The sequence below is a fragment of the Geobacillus thermopakistaniensis genome (assembly GCF_000498995.1).
GTDB lineage: Bacteria > Bacillota > Bacilli > Bacillales > Anoxybacillaceae > Geobacillus > Geobacillus thermoleovorans.
This window is the reverse complement of sequence record NZ_AYSF01000037.1, coordinates 1-20161: the sequence shown is the minus strand read 5'-3', so window position 1 is coordinate 20161 and position 20161 is coordinate 1. Positions and strand designations below refer to the sequence as shown.

At 52.4% G+C, this 20161-nt stretch carries 19 protein-coding genes and 3 pseudogenes; 19 read left to right on the top strand and 3 right to left on the bottom strand.

Going from position 1 to position 20161, the window contains the following annotated elements; translation table 11 throughout:
* The first annotated feature begins 45 nt into the window (after positions 1–45).
* From T260_RS132015 to T260_RS132095, 17 genes are all read left to right on the top strand, one after another.
* Positions 46–1062 (top strand): LacI family DNA-binding transcriptional regulator, encoded by a 1017-nt coding sequence (locus tag T260_RS132015; RefSeq protein WP_023633749.1) that lies wholly within the window; start codon positions 46–48, stop codon positions 1060–1062.
* A gap of 17 nt (positions 1063–1079) precedes the next feature.
* Positions 1080–2624, top strand: a complete 1545-nt coding sequence (gene gntK, locus T260_RS132020) for a gluconokinase (protein ID WP_023633748.1) — start codon at positions 1080–1082, stop codon at positions 2622–2624.
* Positions 2625–2758: 134 nt separating this feature from the next.
* Positions 2759–4108: a GntP family permease gene (locus T260_RS132025; RefSeq protein WP_020960061.1), complete on the top strand. Its 1350-nt coding sequence runs from the start codon at positions 2759–2761 to the stop codon at positions 4106–4108.
* Between the two features lie 117 nt (positions 4109–4225).
* On the top strand, positions 4226–5623 hold the full coding sequence (locus tag T260_RS132030) for a methyl-accepting chemotaxis protein (protein ID WP_021321537.1): 1398 nt from the start codon (positions 4226–4228) through the stop codon (positions 5621–5623).
* A 289-nt stretch (positions 5624–5912) separates the two neighbouring features.
* The gene (gene urtA, locus T260_RS132035; RefSeq protein ID WP_023633746.1) at positions 5913–7169 is read left to right on the top strand and encodes an urea ABC transporter substrate-binding protein; all 1257 of its coding nucleotides are present in this window, start codon (positions 5913–5915) and stop codon (positions 7167–7169) included.
* Between the two features lie 56 nt (positions 7170–7225).
* Positions 7226–8125, top strand: coding sequence for an urea ABC transporter permease subunit UrtB (urtB, locus tag T260_RS132040; protein WP_031212522.1), 900 nt, complete (start codon positions 7226–7228; stop codon positions 8123–8125).
* Between the two features lie 9 nt (positions 8126–8134).
* The gene (urtC, locus tag T260_RS132045; RefSeq protein WP_021321539.1) at positions 8135–9193 is read left to right on the top strand and encodes an urea ABC transporter permease subunit UrtC; all 1059 of its coding nucleotides are present in this window, start codon (positions 8135–8137) and stop codon (positions 9191–9193) included.
* Complete coding sequence (gene urtD, locus T260_RS132050; protein WP_013145134.1) at positions 9168–9932, top strand: urea ABC transporter ATP-binding protein UrtD; 765 nt, start codon at positions 9168–9170, stop codon at positions 9930–9932. Before urtC ends, urtD begins: the two co-directional genes overlap by 26 nt.
* On the top strand, positions 9911–10612 hold the full coding sequence (urtE, locus tag T260_RS132055) for an urea ABC transporter ATP-binding subunit UrtE (protein ID WP_011231419.1): 702 nt from the start codon (positions 9911–9913) through the stop codon (positions 10610–10612). The genes urtD and urtE overlap by 22 nt, the downstream gene beginning before the upstream one ends.
* An 80-nt stretch (positions 10613–10692) precedes the next feature.
* A complete protein-coding gene (locus T260_RS132060) occupies positions 10693–10998 on the top strand; it encodes an urease subunit gamma (RefSeq protein WP_023633744.1) in 306 nt (101 codons plus the stop codon).
* Between the two features lie 43 nt (positions 10999–11041).
* Positions 11042–11368 carry an urease subunit beta gene (locus tag T260_RS132065; protein ID WP_021321540.1) on the top strand — a complete coding sequence of 109 codons (327 nt, stop codon included), beginning with the start codon at positions 11042–11044 and terminating at the stop codon, positions 11366–11368.
* 4 nt (positions 11369–11372) lie between these two features.
* On the top strand, positions 11373–13082 hold the full coding sequence (ureC, locus tag T260_RS132070; RefSeq protein WP_023633743.1) for an urease subunit alpha: 1710 nt from the start codon (positions 11373–11375) through the stop codon (positions 13080–13082).
* 10 nt (positions 13083–13092) lie between these two features.
* On the top strand, positions 13093–13539 hold the full coding sequence (ureE, locus tag T260_RS132075) for an urease accessory protein UreE (RefSeq protein ID WP_020960052.1): 447 nt from the start codon (positions 13093–13095) through the stop codon (positions 13537–13539).
* Positions 13532–14209 (top strand): urease accessory protein UreF, encoded by a 678-nt coding sequence (locus T260_RS132080; protein WP_023633742.1) that lies wholly within the window; start codon positions 13532–13534, stop codon positions 14207–14209. Before ureE ends, T260_RS132080 begins: the two co-directional genes overlap by 8 nt.
* Before the next feature lie 49 nt (positions 14210–14258).
* Positions 14259–14873 carry an urease accessory protein UreG gene (gene ureG / locus T260_RS132085; RefSeq protein ID WP_011231413.1) on the top strand — a complete coding sequence of 205 codons (615 nt, stop codon included), beginning with the start codon at positions 14259–14261 and terminating at the stop codon, positions 14871–14873.
* Positions 14870–15685 (top strand): urease accessory protein UreD, encoded by an 816-nt coding sequence (locus tag T260_RS132090; RefSeq protein ID WP_023633741.1) that lies wholly within the window; start codon positions 14870–14872, stop codon positions 15683–15685. Before ureG ends, T260_RS132090 begins: the two co-directional genes overlap by 4 nt.
* Before the next feature lie 23 nt (positions 15686–15708).
* The gene (locus T260_RS132095; RefSeq protein WP_023633740.1) at positions 15709–16332 is read left to right on the top strand and encodes an urease accessory protein UreH; all 624 of its coding nucleotides are present in this window, start codon (positions 15709–15711) and stop codon (positions 16330–16332) included.
* Positions 16333–16446: 114 nt separating this feature from the next.
* Here the strand turns inward: T260_RS132095 and T260_RS132100 are convergent, their stop codons facing one another.
* From T260_RS132100 to T260_RS1000000140765, 3 genes and pseudogenes are all read right to left on the bottom strand, one after another.
* Positions 16447–16926 (bottom strand): GNAT family N-acetyltransferase, encoded by a 480-nt coding sequence (locus T260_RS132100; RefSeq protein ID WP_023633739.1) that lies wholly within the window; start codon positions 16924–16926, stop codon positions 16447–16449.
* Positions 16927–16998: 72 nt separating this feature from the next.
* Positions 16999–17733, bottom strand: a pseudogene (locus T260_RS1000000140770) (MFS transporter); the annotation flags it as partial.
* Positions 17734–17782: 49 nt separating this feature from the next.
* Positions 17783–18140 (bottom strand): annotated as a pseudogene (locus T260_RS1000000140765) (MFS transporter); the annotation flags it as partial.
* A gap of 277 nt (positions 18141–18417) precedes the next feature.
* Here T260_RS1000000140765 and dsdA point away from each other — a divergent pair.
* Positions 18418–19797, top strand: coding sequence for a D-serine ammonia-lyase (gene dsdA, locus T260_RS132110; protein WP_020279069.1), 1380 nt, complete (start codon positions 18418–18420; stop codon positions 19795–19797).
* Positions 19798–19853: 56 nt separating this feature from the next.
* Positions 19854–19961, top strand: a pseudogene (locus T260_RS1000000138680) (maltose acetyltransferase domain-containing protein); the annotation flags it as partial.
* Between the last annotated feature and the right edge of the window lie 200 nt (positions 19962–20161).

Genomic DNA, 20161 nt, shown 5'->3' with positions numbered 1-20161 from the left:
AACGTTTTTGAACTAAATCGATTTAGTGTAAGAGAGGGATCCCGATTGAAAAAAGTAACGATGGCTGATGTCGCGAAATTGGCCAACGTTTCGAAAAGCACGGTCTCGCAATACTTGAACAAACGCTATGAATATATGAGCGAGGAAACAAGAAAGCGCATCGCTCAAGCGATTGAGGAACTTGGCTATCAGCCAAACGTCATCGCCCGCAGCTTAAAGCAAAAGACGACAGCGACCATTGGCGTGATTGTGTTCAACATGCTTCATATGTTGACGACGCAAGTGCTGCACGCCATTGAAGAGGAATGCCAAAAGCGCGGGTTTCAAGTCATTGTCTGCAACTCCGGCGATGATTCGGAAAAGGAGAAAAAATATGTTGACATGTTGCTGGCGAAACAAGTGGACGGGCTGATCGTGTTTCCGACAGGGAAAAATGAAGAGGTCTACCGCCGCCTTGTCGAGGAGCGCTTTCCGCTTGTGTTTGTCGACCGGATGGTGCCGGGGGTGGAGGCGGACAGCGTGCTGCTTGATAATGCAGGTGCAGCGGAAATGGCGGTTCAGTATTTCGCTTCCTATGGCTACGACCGGATTGCCATTGTCACCCCGCCGCTTGTCCCTTACAACGTGCCGCGGATGGAACGATTTGAAGGGTTTCGGGCGGCTATGCGCAAAAGAGGACTGGACGTTGAAGATGGGAACATCATCGCCGCTGATCCGGACGCGCTGCCGGAAGTGTTGAAACAACGGTTTGCCGAACCGAAGCGGCCTAATGCCTTGTTTGCGATCAACGACTTGACGCTGATGGGGGTTTTGCGGTTTGTGAAAGACGCAGGGGTTCGTGTGCCGGATGAGGTGGCGATCATCAACATCGATGATGTGCCGTTTGCCGATATTTACACGCCGGCGCTGACAACCATCGCCCAGCCGACGTTTGCGATGGGGAAAAAAGCAGCTGAGCGCGTGTTTGAACAAATGAAAGCGAAAAAAGCCGACGGTCCGCGCGTATTTCGTTTCTCCCCGACATTGATGGAACGGACATCGATCAGGCGGGGGAAGGAATGAAGAAGGGAGGAGAAACGATGGCGATTCATGAGGACGTCGTCATTGGAATTGATATTGGAACGACAAGCACAAAAGCGGTTGTGTTTGACGGGCGGGGGAAGGTGCTGGCTTCTCACGCCGTCGACTATCCGATCATCCAGCCGCATCCGGGGTTTGCCGAGCAGGATCCCGATGAACTGTTCGCGGCGGTCGTTCAAGCGGTCGGGGCGGTGACGATCCGCCACGGCATCCGCCCAGCGCAGGTGAAAGCGATGGGCTTGAGTGCGGCGATGCACTCGATTATGGTGCTTGACGAGTCGGGGCGGCCGCTCACCCGCCTCCTCATCTGGGCGGACAACCGAAGCGTGGCTCAAACGGAGCGGCTGTGGAAAGAGCAAAACGGGCTTGCCATTTACCGGCGGACGGGGACGCCGATCCATCCGATGTCGCCGCTATCGAAATTGCTTTGGCTCAAGGAAGAGCAGCCGGACGTATTTCAGCAAGCACGGCGGTTTGTGTCGGTGAAAGATTACGTGTTGCACCGTCTGTATGGCGACTATGTCGCTGACCATTCCATGGCATCGGCGACGGGTTTATTCCGATTGGACACGCTCGATTGGGACGAGGAGGCGCTCGCCCTTGTCGGCATCCGCCGCGACCAGCTGCCGCGGCTCGTTCCCGCCACGCATATCATGACTGGCATGAAAAGAGAATGGGCGGAAAAAATGGGAGTCGCTCCGGATGTGCCTGTTGTCGTCGGAGCAAGCGACGGCGTGCTCGCCAACGTCGGCGTCGGGGCGGTGCTCCCAGGTGAAGCGGCCATCACGATCGGAACGAGCGGGGCGGTGCGGACGATTGCGGCAAAACCGACGACCGATGAAAAAGGGCGGACGTTTTGTTATGCGTTGACGCCCGGCTATTGGGTCGTCGGCGGACCGACGAACAACGGCGGCATTTTGCTTCGCTGGCTGCGCGACGAGTTCGGCGCCCACGAGCGGGAAGTGGCGAAAAAGCTCGGCATGGATCCGTATGACTTGTTGACGAAATACGCGGAACGCGTCCCGCCGGGGGCGGAAGGGCTTGTGTTTTTGCCGTTTTTGTCGGGCGAGCGGGCGCCGTACTGGAATGCGAACGCGCGTGGGACGTTTTTTGGCCTTGGCCTTCATCATAAGCGCGAGCATTTCATCCGCGCTGTCATGGAAGGCGTCTGCTTCAGCATTCTCTCGGTCGCTTTAGCCATTCGCGATGTCACGGGGCCGATGTCGGAAATCCGCGTCTCGGGCGGATTCGCCAAGTCGCCGTTTTGGCGGCAAATGCTTTCTGATATGCTCGGCAAACCGCTCATCGTGCCGCAGACGCACGAGGCGTCGGCGCTGGGGGCGGCTGCGGTGGCGCTTTACGCGTTAGGCGAGCTGCCGTCGCTGGAAACGGTGAAAACGTGGATCGACACAACGGCCCGCCATGAGCCGAAGGAAGAACATACGCTCATTTACGCTGAACTGTTTGATTTGTATGCCCGCTTGTATGAGCGATTGAAAGAGGAATTTGACATCATCGCTGCGTTTCAGCGGCGGAGTGGGTAAAGGGAGGAAGACTAAATCGATTTAGCTGGCTATGATCGGGCGCTAAATCGATTTAGCCCTTTCCTTCAAAGATCTGAAAACGTTTGCTTTGTTCACTAAATCGATTTATCTCAAAGATAAAGGGGGAGCTTGTGATGGAAATCGCCATTGTTGTTGCTGCTATTATCGTGTTATTATTGCTCATTACTATGGCGAAAATGCATCCGTTTGTCGCACTCATTTTAGTGTCCGTCGGCGTCGGACTGGCGATGGGCATGCCGCTTATCGCGCCGTCTCCGGAAACGCCGGGCATCATTGACTCGATCAAGGCGGGGCTTGGCAACACGCTCGGCTTTTTGGCGATCGTCTTGGCGCTCGGGACGATGCTCGGCAAAATGATGGCCGAATCAGGCGGCGCCGAGCGCATTGCGAAAACGTTGATCGACCGCTTTGGCCAAAAACGCGTCCATTGGGCGATGATGGTCGTCGCCTTTTTAGTCGGCATTCCGGTCTTTTTCCAAGTCGGGTTTGTCTTGCTTATTCCGCTCGTCTTTACGATCGCGATGGAAACGGGCATTTCACTTGTGACGATCGGCATTCCGCTTGTCGCTGGTTTGTCTGTCGTGCATGGGCTTGTCCCGCCGCACCCAGCCGCGATGGCGGCAGTCGGCATTTTTAAGGCGGATGTCGGAAAAACGATTCTTTACTCGATCATCGTCGGCTTGCCGACCGCCATTATTGCCGGTCCGCTGTATGGCAAATGGATCGGTTCGCGCCTGCACAAAACAGTGCCGGCGGAGATTGCCGAACAGCTTGTGCAGCATAAAGAAGCACGTGAGCTTCCTGGCTTTGGCAATACGCTGTTCACGATTTTGCTTCCGGTCATTTTGATGTTGATTGCCTCTGTGGCAAACGTGACGCTTGATCAAAAGTCAGAAGCGGCGAAAGTGTTGCGCTTTATCGGCGACCCGATTGTTGCGCTCTTGATCGCGACGGTTTATTCGTTCTTCAGCTTAGGCTACGCCCGCGGCTTCAACCGCGACGCTGTCTTGAAATTTGCCAACGACTGCCTCGGCCCGGTCGCGAACATCCTGCTTGTCATCGGGGCGGGCGGCGCATTCAACAAAGTGCTGCTTGATTCCGGCATCGGCGAACAAATCGCGGAAGTGGCGAAACACTCGCACTTCTCTCCGCTCCTGTTAGGCTGGGGCATTGCGGCGCTCATTCGCGTAGCGACGGGATCGGCGACCGTCTCGATGATGACCGCTGCCGGCATCGTTGCCCCCATCGCGGCTACCATGCCGGGAACGAATATGGAACTGCTTGTCTTGGCGACCGGCGCGGGTTCGTTGATCTTGTCGCACGTCAATGACTCCGGCTTCTGGATGATCAAAGAATATTTCGGCATGACGGTGAAAGAAACGCTCATGACATGGACAGTCATGGAAACGATTATTTCGGTGGTGGCGTTTGTCTTCATTTTGTTATTGAATATGGTTCTCTAGCCTTTTCCAGGCAAGACGCTCGTTTTTAGAAGAACGGGCGTCTTATTTTTATATGTCCTTTTGTTATATTTTATATTATAATTATGTAATAAAAAATAACATAAGGAGTGACGCCTGTTGATTTTTGCGAGACGTGCGGAACGAAAAATAAAGCGCGAACTGGATCAGCCTCGACGTGAGGAAACGCAGGGAGGACCGCAACAAATTGCAAGGCAAATTGTTGTGGCGGTTGATCAGCTCAAAGCAGCGATGGAACAGATGAAGATGGCGGCACTTTCGCTGAATGACATTTCCGATTCAAGCCGGAATAGTGCGGCAGAGCTGATGGACCATAGCGAGAAAACGGTGGAGTATACGGAAAAAGTGGCGAACAAAATGCGAACAATCGAGGAGGCGGCTAGGGAAATCGCTGCATCTTCGCGTGATATGTATGCGAGCAGCCAGCAGTTTTCCGAACATTGGCTGCATTCATGGAATTCATTGGAGACGTTGCAAAAAGAAATTCGAACACTGCGCTCCCACCATGAAACGTTATTGGAACAAATGGACCATCTCGTTCATCATTCGCGACGCATCAATGAAATTATATCAGCGATCGGCGAGATTTCGCAGAAAACGAAAATTTTGTCGCTCAATGCCAATATTGAGGCGGCTCGTGCGGGAGAACATGGGCGCGGGTTTGCGGTCGTCGCGCGGGAAATCGGCATGTTGGCGAATCAAACGTCGGAAGCTGTCCAGCAAACACAGGATATTTTGTCCCTTATTCAACGCGAAATCGCAGCGACAACCGATATCGTTCGCGAAGAAACAAAGCAAATCGATGTCGAAGAGAAAGAAATGGAAGCGATTATGTCGTTCCTTCATTTGCTGCAGCGACAGCTGAATGATATGACGGACCTCGTCTCCTCTTCTGTCCGGTCAGCGTCTGGGCAGTCGGACAGCGTGAAAGAAATCGCCGTTCTCCTAGAAGAAATCGTGCAATTGAGCCGGGAAAATCAACGGTTTGTCGAGCGAGTGACGGCGGATATGAACGAACAGCATGAAAGCGTCGAACAGATTTTGCGCATTAATGAAGCGCTGCAAAAGACAGCGGAGGAGCTGCAGCAAACGGTCGGACGTGATTGGATGAGAGAAACGATTTCTGTCGATGATGCGGTCGTGAAAAACACGATTCAGAAACTATCGGCTTTGCTTCAGTCAGCTCCGTTGGAACAAATGGATGAGGCCATGCATCAACGCGTGCTGGATCGATTTTTATCTGAGAATGGAGAGATTGAGGCTGTCTGGTCGAATCGTCTTGATGGGGCGTTTGTCTATTCGAATCCGCCGGCGGGCTTGGTCAACGCCAAAGTCCGGTCGTGGTTTCAGGAAGCTTGTAGAGGAACAGTGTATGTTTCCGATCCGTATGTATCGGCATTGACGAAACATCTTTGCGTCACGGTGTCCGCTCCCATTAGGGATCATAACGGTCAAATTGTCGGGGTCATTGGAGTGGATTTGTCGCTTGTGAAATGAACGCTGCCCCAAAAAGGTGCATGTGTGCCTTTTTGGGGCATGTTTTGTTTTTCGACCTGGCTGATTGGTCGGAAGATGATTGATAATAAATATAACAAAAATATGTAATAAAATATGACAAATATGTTGAGTCCGTGAAACGTGGGCCTTATACTGCTAATCAAGAACAAATCCTCAACGTGGAGAACATGCATCGCTTTTGAGGAACAAGGGAGGGATGCGCTCTTTTAGATGAACGAGGGGCAGGAATTCATCGATGTTTCAAATGAATAGGGGGAAGGGTGTGCGAATGAAACCAGCATTCATGTGGAAATTATGGCTGCTTTTATGCGTCAGTGTTTTTGCTCTTGGGGGATGTGCGGCGTCATCAGCAGTGGATCAAGCCAAAAACGAGAATCAAAATGATTCATCTTCGGCTGGCAAAGAAGGGGATGTGGTCAAAGTAGGAATCCTGCACTCGTTAAGCGGAACGATGGCCATCAGTGAAGTGTCGCTGCGCGATGCCGAGTTAATGGCCATTGAGGAAATCAATGCATCGGGCGGGCTGCTCAGCAAGAAGATTGAACCGGTTGTGGAAGATGGAGCGTCCGACTGGCCGACGTTTGCCGAAAAGGCGAAAAAACTGCTGCAAAAAGATCAAGTGGCCGCCATTTTTGGCGGTTGGACATCGGCGAGCCGCAAAGCGATGCTTCCGGTTGTGGAGCAAAACCATGGGCTGCTTTGGTATCCGGTGCAATATGAAGGGATGGAGTCATCACCGAACATCTTTTACACCGGGGCGACGACGAATCAACAAATCGTTCCGGCGGTCAGCTGGCTCTTGAAAAACCGCGGCAAAACGTTTTTCTTGCTTGGGTCGGATTACGTCTTTCCGCGGACAGCCAACAAAATCATCAAGGCTCAGCTGAAGGTCGAAGGAGGGCAAGTGGTCGGGGAAGAATATACGCCGCTCGGCCATACCGATTATAGCACCATTATCAGCAAAATCAAACAAGTGAAACCGGCTGTCGTCTTCAATACGCTCAACGGCGATAGCAATGTCGCCTTTTTCAAACAGTTGAAAGACGCTGGCATCACGCCGAAAGACGTGACGGTGATGTCCGTCAGCATCGCAGAAGAAGAAATCCGCGGGATCGGGCCGGATGTGTTGGCCGGTCATTTGGCTGTGTGGAACTATTTCCAGACGACCGATACACCGGAGAATAAGGCATTTGTACAAAAGTATAAAGAAAAGTATGGACAAGACCGCGTGACGGATGACCCGATTGAAGCGGCGTATACTGCGGTTCATTTATGGGCCGAAGCGGTGAAAAAAGCCGGTTCCTTTGATGTTGATCAAGTGAAAAAAGCGGCGGCCGGCCTTGAATACAAGGCGCCGGAAGGAACGGTGAAAATTGACGGGGAAACGCAGCATCTATGGAAAACGGTGCGCATTGGCGAAATCCAAGCGGACGGACAATTCAAAGAGTTATGGAATTCCGGCCAGCCGGTGAAGCCAGATCCGTATTTAAAGAGCTACCCATGGGCGAAAGGATTAAGTGAATAGTTCACTTGGAAGGAAGGGATTTCCTTCCTTCTCGCCCAGCGGACATGAGAGGGGGGATGGCGATGTTCATTGACCAATTATTCAACGGGCTGAGCGTCGGTTCGATTTTGCTTTTGATTGCCATTGGGTTGGCGATCACGTTCGGGCTGATGGGCGTCATCAATATGGCGCACGGTGAACTGATGATGGTCGGAGCGTATACGACCTATGTCATCCAGCAATGGTTCACTAGCCATATGCCGCACTCGGCAGGGCTGTATTTTGTCGCCGCCATTCCATTGTCATTTTTGGCAGCCGCTCTGCTTGGATGGGGGCTGGAAAAAAGTTTGATCCGCCATTTGTATCGCCGTCCGTTGGACAGTTTGTTGGCTACATGGGGGATCAGTTTGATTTTGCAACAGACCGCCCGTCTCATCTTTGGGGCGCCCAACGTGGCGGTTGTGCCGCCAAGCTGGCTGGATGGCGGAATCCGCTTGTTTGGGGCAGTGTTTCCGTATAAACGGTTGTTTATTCTTTGCCTTGTGTTGGCGATCGTTTTCTTTCTCTATATGTATTTAATGAAAACACGAGCTGGCCGACGCATTCAAGCCGTCACCATGAACCGGTCGATGGCAGCCTGCCTCGGCATTGCCACGCAAAAGGTCGATGCTTACTCGCTTGCCATCGGTTCAGGGTTGGCGGGGGTGGCGGGATGCGCGTTGACCTTGCTTGGGCCGATCGGGCCGACGATCGGCACATACTATATTGTCGATGCGTTTATGGTCGTCATTTTAGGGGGAGTGGGAAAACTGGCCGGGACGCTGCTGGGGGCATTTGGCATTGGTTTGATTTCGACGTTCGTCGAATATTCCACAAGCGCCACCATTGCCAAAGTCATTGTGTTCGTTTTGATTATTGCTTTCTTGCAATGGAAACCATCCGGTCTTCTTAGCGTGAGAACGCGGTCGCTCGATTGAGGGGGGAGCATGGTGAACAAACGTTGGGGATACTGGCTGTTTTTTGCCGCCTTGTTTCTTGCGCCGTTTTATTTGACCGAGTTCCGCTTGTCCCTGCTCGGCAAATTTCTTTGCTTTGCCATCGTGGCGGTCGGCATCTCCCTCATTTGGGGCTATACCGGCATTTTGAGCCTCGGCCATGGGGTGTACTTCGGGTTAGGCGCTTATTGCATGGCGATGTATTTGAAGCTCGAAGCTTCGCGAGGGCATTTGCCTGATTTTATGGAATGGAGCGGCGTGCGCGAACTGCCGTGGTTTTGGAAGCCGTTTGCGCATCCTATGGTGGCCATCGCCGCCGCGATCGCTCTTCCTACGTTGCTCGCTGCGCTATTAAGCTATTTAACGTTTAAAAATCGGATTAAAGGTGTCTATTTTTCTCTCCTTTCCCAGGCGGTTGTTGTCGTGTTTGTTACGTTGTTTATCGGCAAGCAAGAATGGACAGGCGGAACGAACGGCTTGACCAATTTTTCGACCGTGTTTGGTTTTTCGCTGTCATCGCCGCTCACCCAAATCGTTTTGTATTGGCTGACAACGGCCTGTCTCGCTCTCATTTTCGTCGCGGCGCGCCGCTTGACGTCCGGACGGTTGGGGAAGGTGCTCATCGCGATTCGCGACGCGGAAAACCGGGTTCGTTTTTTAGGATTCAATCCGACCGTCTATAAAGTGTTTGTGTATAGTTTGTCAGCAGCCTTTGCCGGGGTGGCTGGGGCGTTGTTTGTCCTGCAAGTCGGGCTCATTTCCCCGGAGATGATGGGGATTATTCCTTCGATCGAAATGGTGTTATGGGCCGCTGTCGGCGGACGCCAATCGCTCATGGGCGCGATCATTGGCGCGATTGTCATGAACACGGCGAAAAGCTTTTTAAGCGAAAATTATCCGGATCTATGGCTGCTTTTGTTAGGCGCGCTGTTTGTCGTTGTCGTGTTATTGGTTCCGAAAGGATTGGCGGGCATTTATGAATCGCTCGTTGCCGTTCGCATCAAAGCAAAAAGGGGGCATGAACGTGAAGCCCGTGTTGATGTGTCGTGACGTCGTCGTTGACTTCGATGGATTTCGTGCTTTGCAAGGTGTTGATCTCGCGGTTTACCCTCATGAAGTGCGGTTTTTGATCGGCCCGAACGGAGCGGGGAAAACGACGCTGCTCGATGTCATTTGCGGACGGACGAGAGCGACGGACGGCCGAGTGCTGTTTTTCTCCCATGACATCACGAAACGGCCCGAATATGAAATTGTGCAAATGGGGATCGCCCGGAAGTTTCAAAGCCCTTCCATTTTTCCATTTTTGACGGTATGGGAAAATATGGAGTTGGCCATGCGACAAGACCGGCGTCTGCGTTCTGTTTTGCGGGCGAAGCGGACCGGAGAAGAGGAAGAGATCATGGCAGCACAACTAGAGAGAATTGGATTGCTTGATGAACGTCATCGCTTAGCGGGCACCCTGTCTCATGGCCAAAAGCAGTGGTTGGAAATTGGCATGCAGCTGATTCAGCGCCCGCAACTTCTCTTATTGGATGAGCCGATTGCCGGCATGAGCGCGGCGGAACGGGAGCGCACGGGGGAATGGCTGCACGAAATCGCCAAACATTGTGCGGTGATCATTGTGGAGCATGATATGGACTTTGTCCGCCGTTATTCGAAGCAAGTGACGGTCATGCATGAAGGAAAAGTATTGTGCGAAGGCTCGATTGATGAGGTGCAGCAAAACGAACAAGTCATCGATGTGTATCTTGGAAGGAGGAAAAACGCGTGTTATGCCTCCGGAATGTAACCGCTGGCTATGACGAAAGCGTTGTGCTCGATCAAGTTCGCATGGACATTCCTCTCAGCCGGGTGACGGCGGTGTTGGGCAGAAACGGAGTCGGCAAAACGACGTTGATGAAAACGATCATCGGGTTGATTCGCCCGATGTCAGGCGTGATCGAATGGGAAGGAGAAGATATCACGCGATGGCCGCCGGAGCGTCGGGCGCGGGCAGGGATCGGCTATGTGCCGCAAGGGAGGGAAATTTTCTCCGCGCTGACAGTGGAAGAAAATATCCTTCTCGGGTTGGAAGCGCAGGCCGAGAACGTCCGTCCTCAGCCGATCCTTGAGGAAATGTATGCATTATTTCCAGTCCTAAAAGAGATGCGCCAGCGAAAAGGAGGGGATTTAAGCGGTGGACAGCAGCAACAGCTGGCCATCGCCCGCGCGTTGGCCGGCCGGCCGAAACTGCTCTTGCTTGATGAACCGATGGAAGGCATTCAGCCATCGATCGTTGAGTTGATTCATGATGTGATTATGAAAATCGCCGAAGAAAAACAGGTTGGCATCGTATTGGTCGAACATAACGTGGAGCTGGCGTTTTCTTGTGCCGATCGTTTCTATATTTTGGATCGCGGCACTGTCGTGGCGAAGGGGGATGTCGATGGGGCTGATTTGACTTATATTCAATCATTTCTTGCTGTTTAAGCCACAGGCCGCGGGTTAGCGATGAGAGATTTCTTGAACCTGCGAGTATAGGTGGGAGCATTCAAGAGGGGGAGAGATGAGTGAAACTGACTCAGCGCGAACAGGAAAAGCTGTTGATCGTCGTGGCCGCCGATTTGGCGCGCCGCCGGAAAGAACGAGGATTGAAACTGAATTATCCGGAAGCGGTGGCGCTCATTACGTATGAGCTGTTGGAAGGCGCCCGCGACGGGCGGACGGTGGCGGAGTTGATGCAATACGGCGCGACGATTTTGACACGCGATGATGTGATGGAAGGCGTCGCTGACATGATCGACGAGATTCAAGTCGAGGCGACGTTTCCGGACGGCACGAAACTCGTCACTGTCCACCAGCCGATCCGGTCGTAACGGCGCTGGACGATTTCATGACTGCGGACAGAGGAGTGATGATATGATCCCAGGAGAATACCGATTGCGTGAGGAACCGATTGTGTGCAATCGACAAAAATCGGCCACGAAACTGACGGTTGTAAACCGCGGCGACCGCCCGGTGCAGGTTGGTTCCCATTTTCACTTTTTTGAAGTCAACGCATTTCTTGAATTTGACCGGCAGGCGGCGTACGGAAAACATTTGAACATTCCAGCCGGGACAGCGGTTCGTTTTGAGCCCGGAGATGCGAAGCAAGTAGAGCTTGTTCCGTTCTCCGGCGAGCGCCGGGTGTACGGATTAAACAATATGGTCAACGGTCCGCTTGATGGCAGCAAGAAGGGAGAGTAAGAGAATGAGTTTTTCCATGTCAAGACGGCAATACGCGGATATGTTTGGGCCGACGACTGGGGACTGCATCCGGTTGGCGGATACGGACTTATGGGTTGAAATTGAGCATGACTATACGGTTTACGGCGATGAAGTGAAATTCGGCGGTGGGAAGGTGATTCGCGACGGGATGGGGCAACATCCGCTCGCAACCCGCGACGAAGCGGTCGATTTAGTGCTGACGAATGCCGTCATCGTTGATTACACCGGCATTTACAAAGCCGATATCGGGATCAAAGATGGAAACATCGCCGCCATCGGCAAGGCTGGGAATCCGCTGTTAATGGATGGCGTCAATATTGTCATCGGCGCCTCAACGGAAGTGATCGCGGCGGAAGGAAAAATCGTGACAGCCGGCGGGGTCGACGCCCATATCCATTTCATTTGCCCGCAGCAAATCGAAACTGCTCTATCATCGGGCATTACGACGATGATCGGCGGCGGGACCGGGCCGGCGACCGGAACGAATGCCACGACGTGCACGCCGGGAGAGTGGAACATTTACCGGATGCTTGAAGCCGCCGAAGCGTTCCCGATGAATATCGGTTTTTTAGGAAAAGGCAACGCATCGGCGAAAGAGCCGATCGCTGAGCAAGTCCGCGCCGGAGCGATTGGACTCAAACTTCATGAAGACTGGGGAACGACGGCGGCGGCGATTGATGCGTGCTTGCGAGTGGCGGATGAGTACGATGTGCAAGTCGCCATTCATACCGATACATTGAATGAAGGCGGGTTTGTCGAGCATACACTGAAGGCCATTAACGGGCGCGTCATTCATACATACCATACGGAAGGAGCCGGAGGGGGGCATGCGCCCGATATTATGAAAGTCGCCAGCTTCCCGAACATTTTGCCTTCTTCCACGAATCCGACGCGGCCGTATACGAAAAACACGCTTGATGAGCATTTAGATATGTTAATGGTGTGCCATCATTTAGATCCGTCCGTTCCGGAAGACATTGCCTTTGCCGATTCGCGCATCCGCAAAGAAACGATTGCTGCTGAAGATATTTTGCACGACATCGGCGCGTTCAGCATGATCAGTTCCGACTCGCAAGCGATGGGGCGCGTCGGTGAAGTCATTTTACGCACGTGGCAAACGGCCGACAAAATGAAAAAACAGTTTGGCCGCTTGCCGGAGGAAACGGGGCGGGGCGATAATGTTCGCGTCAAACGGTATGTAGCCAAATACACGATCAATCCAGCCATTACGCATGGGATTGCCGAATATGTCGGCTCGGTGGAAGTCGGAAAATTCGCGGATTTGGTCGTTTGGCATCCCGCTTTTTTCGGGGTCAAGCCTGAGCTCGTCATCAAAGGCGGGATGATCGCCTACAGCGTGATGGGCGACCCGAACGCCAGCATTCCGACGCCGCAACCCGCGCTGTACCGCCCGATGTTCGCCAGCTATGGCGCCGCCATCGCGAAAACGTCCATCACCTTTTTATCCAAAGCGGCGTTCGAGCGCGGCATTCCGGACAAGCTGGGGCTGCACAAAATCGTCAAGCCGGTTGGAAACATTCGCTCTTTGACTAAACACGATATGGTATTCAACAACGCCATGCCCCAAATCGATGTCGATCCGCAGACGTATGAAGTGAAGGTCGATGGGCGGCTCATCACGTGCGAACCGGCTGAAGTTGTGGCCATGGCGCAACGATATTTTCTGTTTTGAGGTGATGATGATGATTGTAGAAACGGTTATCGGCAACATTCGAGCTCTTTCTTCTCTCCCCCCGCACATCGAACGGGTGTACATGCCAAGCGATGATTTAGTAAAACGAATTCAGCGGGTGGTGACCGACCATGGGAGGGAGATTGGCATTCGCTTGAAAGAAGCGAAAGAATTGGTAGACGGAGATGTGTTATGGATGGATGAGCATAATGCCATTGTCGTATCCGTTCTTCCCGATGATTTGCTTGTCATCCAGCCTGTTTCCATGAAACAAATGGGGGAGATTGCTCATCAGCTCGGCAACCGCCACTTGCCCGCCCAATTCGAGGAAGGGGAAATGCTCGTCCAATACGACTATTTAGTCGAAGAGCTGCTCCAGCAACTCGGCATCCCGTACAAGAGGGAAAAACGGAAAGTAAAACAAGCGTTCCGCCATATCGGGCATCGCCATGACTGACCAACAGTTGTTGTGGCTGCTGCAGCTCTCCGATTCGAATTTTCCGTCTGGAGCATTTTCCCATTCCTTTGGGTTTGAAACATACATGTACAATGAACAAATTTGCGATGCCAAAACGTTTGGCGATGTGCTTGTCGCTTATATTCAGACCCAGCTGACGTATACGGATGGATTGGCGTGCCGGATCGCCTATGAGCAGTTGGAAGTCGACCGTATGGAAGGACTGCGGCGGCTGAACGACACGCTGTTTGCTCTCTGCTTGGCGAAGGAAACGCGAGAAGGAACGAGAATGATTGGGGGGCGCTTATGGAAACTGTGCCGCGACATTTACGGAGTCGATGAATTGGATGAGATCGTGCAAACGACGCGGTCCATTCATCCGGCCATTGTGTTTGCGGCGGTTGGCCGCAAAATCGGAGCAGCCAAACAAACGACGGTGCTGACGTATTTGTTTGCTTCCGTACAAACGATGGTGCAAAACGCGGTCCGCGGCATCCCCCTCGGTCAAACGGACGGGCAAAAGCTTCTTGTCATGGTGCAGCCATATTTGATTCATGCCGCAAGCATCATCGAGACGCTCGACGAAGAGGAGCTCGGAGCGGCAGCCGTTGGTCTGGAAATTGCACAAATGCAGCATGAACGTCTTCCTGTTCGATTGTTTATGTCGTAAATCTTGTTTGACGTGGAACGAAAGAAGGACAGAGAAGGGAGAATCCAGAATGGAACCGGTACGAATCGGCATCGGCGGCCCGGTCGGCGCCGGCAAAACGATGCTTGTCGAGAAGCTGACGCGGGCGATGCATCGCCGCTTTAGCATCGCGGTCATTACGAATGATATTTATACAAAAGAAGATGCCCAATTTTTAATCAAACACAGCGTTCTGCCGGAAGATCGGATTATCGGCGTCGAAACGGGCGGGTGCCCGCATACGGCCATTCGCGAAGACGCATCAATGAATTTTGCGGCCATTGATGAACTGAAACGGCGCCATCCAGATGTGGAACTCATTTTGATCGAGAGCGGCGGCGATAACTTGGCGGCGACCTTCAGCCCGGAGTTGGTCGATTTCTCCATTTATGTCATCGACGTCGCCCAAGGGGAGAAAATTCCGCGCAAAGGCGGGCAAGGGATGATTAAGTCGGATTTGCTCGTGATCAACAAAATCGACCTTGCCCCTTACGTCGGCGCCAGTCTGGAAGTGATGGAACGGGACGCCAAAGCAGCGCGAGGGGCGAAGCCGGTCATTTTTACGAATTTAAAAGAAGAGATTGGTCTTTTTGACGTTGTGGATTGGATCGAAAAACAGGTGCTGCTGGCAGGGCTGGAAGAATGAGCTGGACGGGGCGTTTGCGATGTACAGCGGTCGTGAAAAACGGCCGCACCGTCATTTTGGACAACTATAGTGAAGGGGCGCTGAAACTGATGCGTCCTGTTTACCTCGACCCGGCTCATCCGACGTTATATCTTGTCCACGTGGGCGGCGGGTATGTCGATGGGGATTCATATGATATGGAAATCTTCCTCGAGCCCAGCGCCCGGTTGATGGTGACGACCCAGTCGGCGGCGAAAATCTACAAAACTCCTTCAACGCCTGTAAGGCAGTATACACGATTGTCACTTGGGGAGCAAAGCGTACTTGAATATTTCCCCGACCCGACGATCGCCTATGAGCATGCGCGCTTTTATCAAGAAACGACGGTGTACATCACGCCAAGCTCCACGTTCGTTTATGGCGAAATCATCACACCTGGATGGTCGGAAAGCGGCGAGCTGTTCCGCTATGATTGGATTCGCTCGAAACTGAAGGTGTATCAAGACGAGGCGCTCGTTCTGTTTGATCATCTGTACTTGGACTCGCGGCAGCACTTAACGAGCATGCTGCAGCTTGGCGGCTATACGCATGTCGGATCATTGGTGGCTCTTTCTCCGTTCATCACAAAGGAAGTGTTAGAACAGTTCAACCAATTAATGGAAGAGATGCCGCAAGAGGTTCGCTGCGGTTTTTCAGCGGCAGCCGTTCCAGGCTTTTCTGTACGTATATTGGCGTATGAAACATCGGCCATCGAAGCGATATTTCAACGCGTCCAACAGTTTATTCGCCAACAATGCGGTGAGGAAGCGCTGGTCTGTTGGCGGAAATATTAATGACAAGGGAGAGGAATGGGACAATGGGAGCGATATGGCCTGTACTCTTGTTTGGATTGTTGCTAGGAATGAAACATGCGACGGAACCGGATCATGTGATTGCTGTTTCCACGATCGTCAGTCGGACGAAAAAGCTCTCTCTTTCGTCACTGGCCGGCATGTTTTGGGGAATCGGCCATACGTTGACGCTGCTCGTTGTCGGGATGGTGATGATCGCCTTTGAGCGGCAAATTCCTGAACAGGTTGCTTCTTACCTTGAAATGACCGTTGGCGTAATGATCGTCATTTTAGGAATCGCCAGTTTTCGCTCGACAATGAGCATGGATCACCATCACCATGACGATATTCATCATTTACATATCAAATCGACATTGATCGGCATTATCCATGGATTGGCCGGAAGCGCTGGGATGGTGTTGTTGACGATGACGACGGTCAAAGGAACTTGGATGGCGCTTTCCTTTATTTTGATTTTTGGTTTAGGGACGGTCATCGGCATGATGTTATTCACGACATTCCTTGGCGTTCCGTTCGTTTGGATGAAAGCGAGACAGCAAGCCATGAACCAATGGATGGTGAAAACCGTTTCCCTCATCAGCATCGCCTATGGGGTATATTACATTTATCATATCGCCACCGAAATTTGACACTCCTCACGGCTAGCGTCATAGGTGGAGGAGTGTTCAAAAAATTGAAAGAAGCACCGGTCTCGGGAGGAGGCCGATGCTTCTTTTCCAATACGGCGTCATCATCACATCGTGTCACGCCAGTGGTTTCACCAGCAATAACTCATCCCGAATTGGAATGCCGTCAGGACTTGTTTTCGGAATGCTTGGCTTGATTCGCCGCGCCTTGTCGACAGCGTTCGGAAAGACATTCACAATTTGGTAGCCGCGCTTTTGGTAGAAACGAAGCGCATGCAAGTTGTCGTTGGTGGTGATCAGTTGAACAGCGGTGCACCTTTGTTGTCTCGCCCATGTCTCCGCCTCATGCAAAAGGGTGCTGCCGACGCCGCGGTTTTCCATTATGCTGTCTAGCGAGATGATCTCGCATTCGTTTCCGCGAATCACAAACGTAATGAGCCCGATGATCCGCTGTCCATTCTCGACAGCCGCAAATCCATCCAGTTCGCTGCAGTTATAGATGCCGGTCGAGACAACCATTTGCGGACTTCCCCAATGGTTGGTGAAAAACTGGTTGACCATGGCGCGGTTCAATTGTTTGATTGGAACGATGTTCAAAGCATTCCTCCTCCTTTTATCCATAAGACTTGCACTTGCGTGTGTAGCGGGTCACCCCCATCCCCTCTTGAATCAAAGGGACGTGTCTTTTTGCATCATCGCGCGTTGGAACGATTGAAAAACGGAAAAGGAAATGAATGTAAGCGCAATTCCTGCCGCATATGGCAAACTGGGCTTTAAGGTGAACAGCCAGCCGGCGATCGCCGGACCGCCAATGCGGCCGAGCGAATCGAACGAGGATAAAACGCCTGTCGCACTTCCTTGGCCATCCGCTGTATGCTTCGTTAACAAGGCGGAGACGCACGGGCGGATGACGCCGTTGCCAATGCCGAAAATCGTTAAATAGAGCGCGGCTGTCCAAAAGCTATGAACGAATAAAATGAGAAAAAAGCCAACTGCTGACAGGAACAGCCCGAAACGAATGACAGCGCCTTCCCCGAATGAGCGGATCAGTTTTCCAAGAAGCCCCCCTTGGACGACGGCTCCTGCAAGCCCCATGATCATGAAAATGTAACCGAGCTCCGTCGACGAAAGCCCTGCTCGTTCAGCGGCAAAGTAGGCGAACGTCGCTTCAAGTCCGGCGAGGGAAAACGTTACGATGAGCTGCAACATGTATAGGCGTGCCAAAGGGCTTCGGAGAGCAACCGCAAGCGATGGTCGTTTCGCTTTTATGTTCGATCGTTTTTCTCTCGGAAGCGATTCATGCAAGAAAACGAAAACGAATATAGCTGTCAGCAGCGCCAAGCTGCCTGCAATCCAAAACGGAGCGGTCAAGCTCGTTTTTGAAAATATGCCGCCGATCCCTTTTCGGCGACGTTTTCGATGGGGCGGANGCGGCATCCCGGAAAAGCAGGCCGAAAAACATATGCCATAGCGGTCGGCATCGTGGCGGCAGATAAACATCCCCCGATGATGCGAGCGGCAAACAACATCCAAAGTGTTGTGGCGGCGGCGAGCAAGAAAAACGAAAGTGCTAAGCCAGAAACACCGATGAGCAACATCGGTTTTCGTCCATATCGGTCCGATAAATTCCCCCACATCGGCGCAAATAAAAATTGCATGAGCGAATAAACGGCCATCAACCAGCCGAGTTGTGTCGGGGAAGCGCCGATTTTTTCTGCGTAAAATGGAAGGACAGGGATAATGATGCCAAACCCGGCCATGACCAAAAACATCACAAGAAACAAAAGCGATAAATCACGGCGATTGCCCATGATCATCATCTCCACGATATGGTTTGCCTCTTTCATCATAATGGAAAGACAGGCGTTTTTCAAAGCAGATCGCACCTTGCTTGGCCGTTCCGACGAGGCTGGGGATCACTCCCGAATGTCATCCACAAACCATTTCCCTTCATCCCCATTGACAATGGAAGCGGTTTTCGCGAGACTGAAGGTAAACGGCAAACGGTTCGGCAAACCATGAAGTGGACTTTGGACCGGCATCCGCCAAGGGTACGAAACGACAAACACGCATGGGAGAGAATGGTGCATGATGACCAAAAACGAAATCCAAAAGTGGGTAAAGGAATTCCCGCTGCTTGAAACGATCATGGCGGCCGAAGAGGTATTTTGGCGCAATCCAAAATATCACGCGTTTGCGCAAGCCATTCGAACGATTCCTTTACGCGAGCGCGATGTCAAGGAGGCCGAAGAGCGATTGCGCCGCTTTGCCCCCTACATCGCGAAGGCATTTCCCGAGACGCGAACGGCCCACGGTATCATCGAATCCCCTTTAGTGCGAATTCCGAACATGAAACAGCGTTTGGAAAAGATGTTTCAGACCAACATTGAAGGGGAGCTGTTGCTGAAATGTGACAGCCATCTTCCCATCTCCGGATCGATCAAGGCGAGAGGGGGAATCTACGAGGTTCTGAAACATGCGGAAGACCTCGCTCTGGCAAACCATATGATCACCATGGGGGATGACTATGCGGTGATGGACAGTGAGGAATTCAGACAGTTCTTTTCCCGCTATTCGCTTGTCGTTGGTTCGACGGGAAATTTAGGCTTGAGCATCGGCATCATCGGAGCGAAGCTTGGGTTCCGCGTTACCGTTCATATGTCAGCCGATGCGAAACAATGGAAAAAAGACTTGTTGCGAAGCAAAGAGGTTGCGGTCATCGAACATCTCACCGACTACAACAAGGTGGTGGAAGAGGCGAGAAGACAGTCCGCCGAGGATCCAACATCGTATTTTATCGATGACGAGAACTCGATCCATTTGTTTTTGGGATATGCGGTGGCAGCGTCGAGGGTGAAACGACAATTAGAGGACATGAACATCGTCGTCGATGAGGATCATCCGCTCTTTGTATATCTTCCTTGCGGCGTCGGCGGCGGTCCGGGTGGGGTGACGTTTGGCCTGAAGCTCGTGTACGGCGATCATGTCCATTGCTTTTTCGCCGAGCCGACGCATTCGCCTTGCATGTTGCTCGGCCTGATGACGGGACAGCACGACCGCGTGTCGGTGCAAGATTTTGGCCTCGATAACAAGACGGAAGCCGACGGGCTGGCGGTGGGCCGGCCGTCGCGGTTGGTGGGGAAAATGCTTGAGAACGTCATCAGCGGCGTTTATACGGTGGACGATTCGACGCTTTATCGCCTGCTTGCGGCCATGGCTGATGCAGAAGGAATCTATTTAGAGCCGTCCGCATTGGCGGGAGTGGAGGGGCCTGTTCGGTTGTTTCGCGATTCGGCGGGACAAACGTATGTAGAGGAAAACGATTTGAAAGAAAAAATGAAAAACGCCGTCCATATTTGCTGGGCTACCGGCGGAAGCATGGTGCCAAAGGATGTGATGGACGCTTACTATCGGGAAGGCGTGCGGATTGAAACCATGACAGGCAACCGTTTTTCCGGAGGGCGATAAGACCCCGCCATTCGATGGAGTTTTGAAACGAATGCATAAAGTGTTGGACGGATTCGATGAAAACCGAAAAAGAAAAGATGTTGGCGGGGCAATGGTACAACCCCGCCGACCCGGAGCTCGTCAAGGAGCGGGCGCGGCGGCTCGTTCGTTTGTATAATGAAACCGCCAACGCGGTCGTTGGCGGGAAACCCGGGGAAAGTGATCAAATGGATTAACTAGCCAAAGGAAGTGCGCCCCGCATCAAAGCATGTGCGGGGCTGTATCCCATACCCATCAAGTTAAGAATTTTGGTCTTTGTGCATCGTCAAAAACATGGTATCCTTTCTAACGAACACTCTACGTTAGAAAGGATTTTTTTCATGGA

Bases quoted from the DNA above. Each gene is read 5' to 3' on its own strand.
- urtB (WP_031212522.1), top strand. From the start codon at position 7,226: ATGGCGATGTTCATTGACCAATTATTCAACGGGCTGAGCGTCGGTTCG.
- ureG (WP_011231413.1), top strand. From the start codon at position 14,259: ATGGAACCGGTACGAATCGGCATCGGCGGCCCGGTCGGCGCCGGCAAA.
- ureC (WP_023633743.1), top strand. From the start codon at position 11,373: ATGAGTTTTTCCATGTCAAGACGGCAATACGCGGATATGTTTGGGCCG.
- urtA (WP_023633746.1), top strand. From the start codon at position 5,913: ATGAAACCAGCATTCATGTGGAAATTATGGCTGCTTTTATGCGTCAGT.
- ureE (WP_020960052.1), top strand. From the start codon at position 13,093: ATGATTGTAGAAACGGTTATCGGCAACATTCGAGCTCTTTCTTCTCTC.
- T260_RS132080 (WP_023633742.1), top strand. From the start codon at position 13,532: ATGACTGACCAACAGTTGTTGTGGCTGCTGCAGCTCTCCGATTCGAAT.
- T260_RS132065 (WP_021321540.1), top strand. From the start codon at position 11,042: ATGATCCCAGGAGAATACCGATTGCGTGAGGAACCGATTGTGTGCAAT.
- urtC (WP_021321539.1), top strand. From the start codon at position 8,135: ATGGTGAACAAACGTTGGGGATACTGGCTGTTTTTTGCCGCCTTGTTT.
- T260_RS132095 (WP_023633740.1), top strand. From the start codon at position 15,709: ATGGGAGCGATATGGCCTGTACTCTTGTTTGGATTGTTGCTAGGAATG.
- gntK (WP_023633748.1), top strand. From the start codon at position 1,080: ATGGCGATTCATGAGGACGTCGTCATTGGAATTGATATTGGAACGACA.
- T260_RS132090 (WP_023633741.1), top strand. From the start codon at position 14,870: ATGAGCTGGACGGGGCGTTTGCGATGTACAGCGGTCGTGAAAAACGGC.
- T260_RS132025 (WP_020960061.1), top strand. From the start codon at position 2,759: ATGGAAATCGCCATTGTTGTTGCTGCTATTATCGTGTTATTATTGCTC.
- dsdA (WP_020279069.1), top strand. From the start codon at position 18,418: ATGATGACCAAAAACGAAATCCAAAAGTGGGTAAAGGAATTCCCGCTG.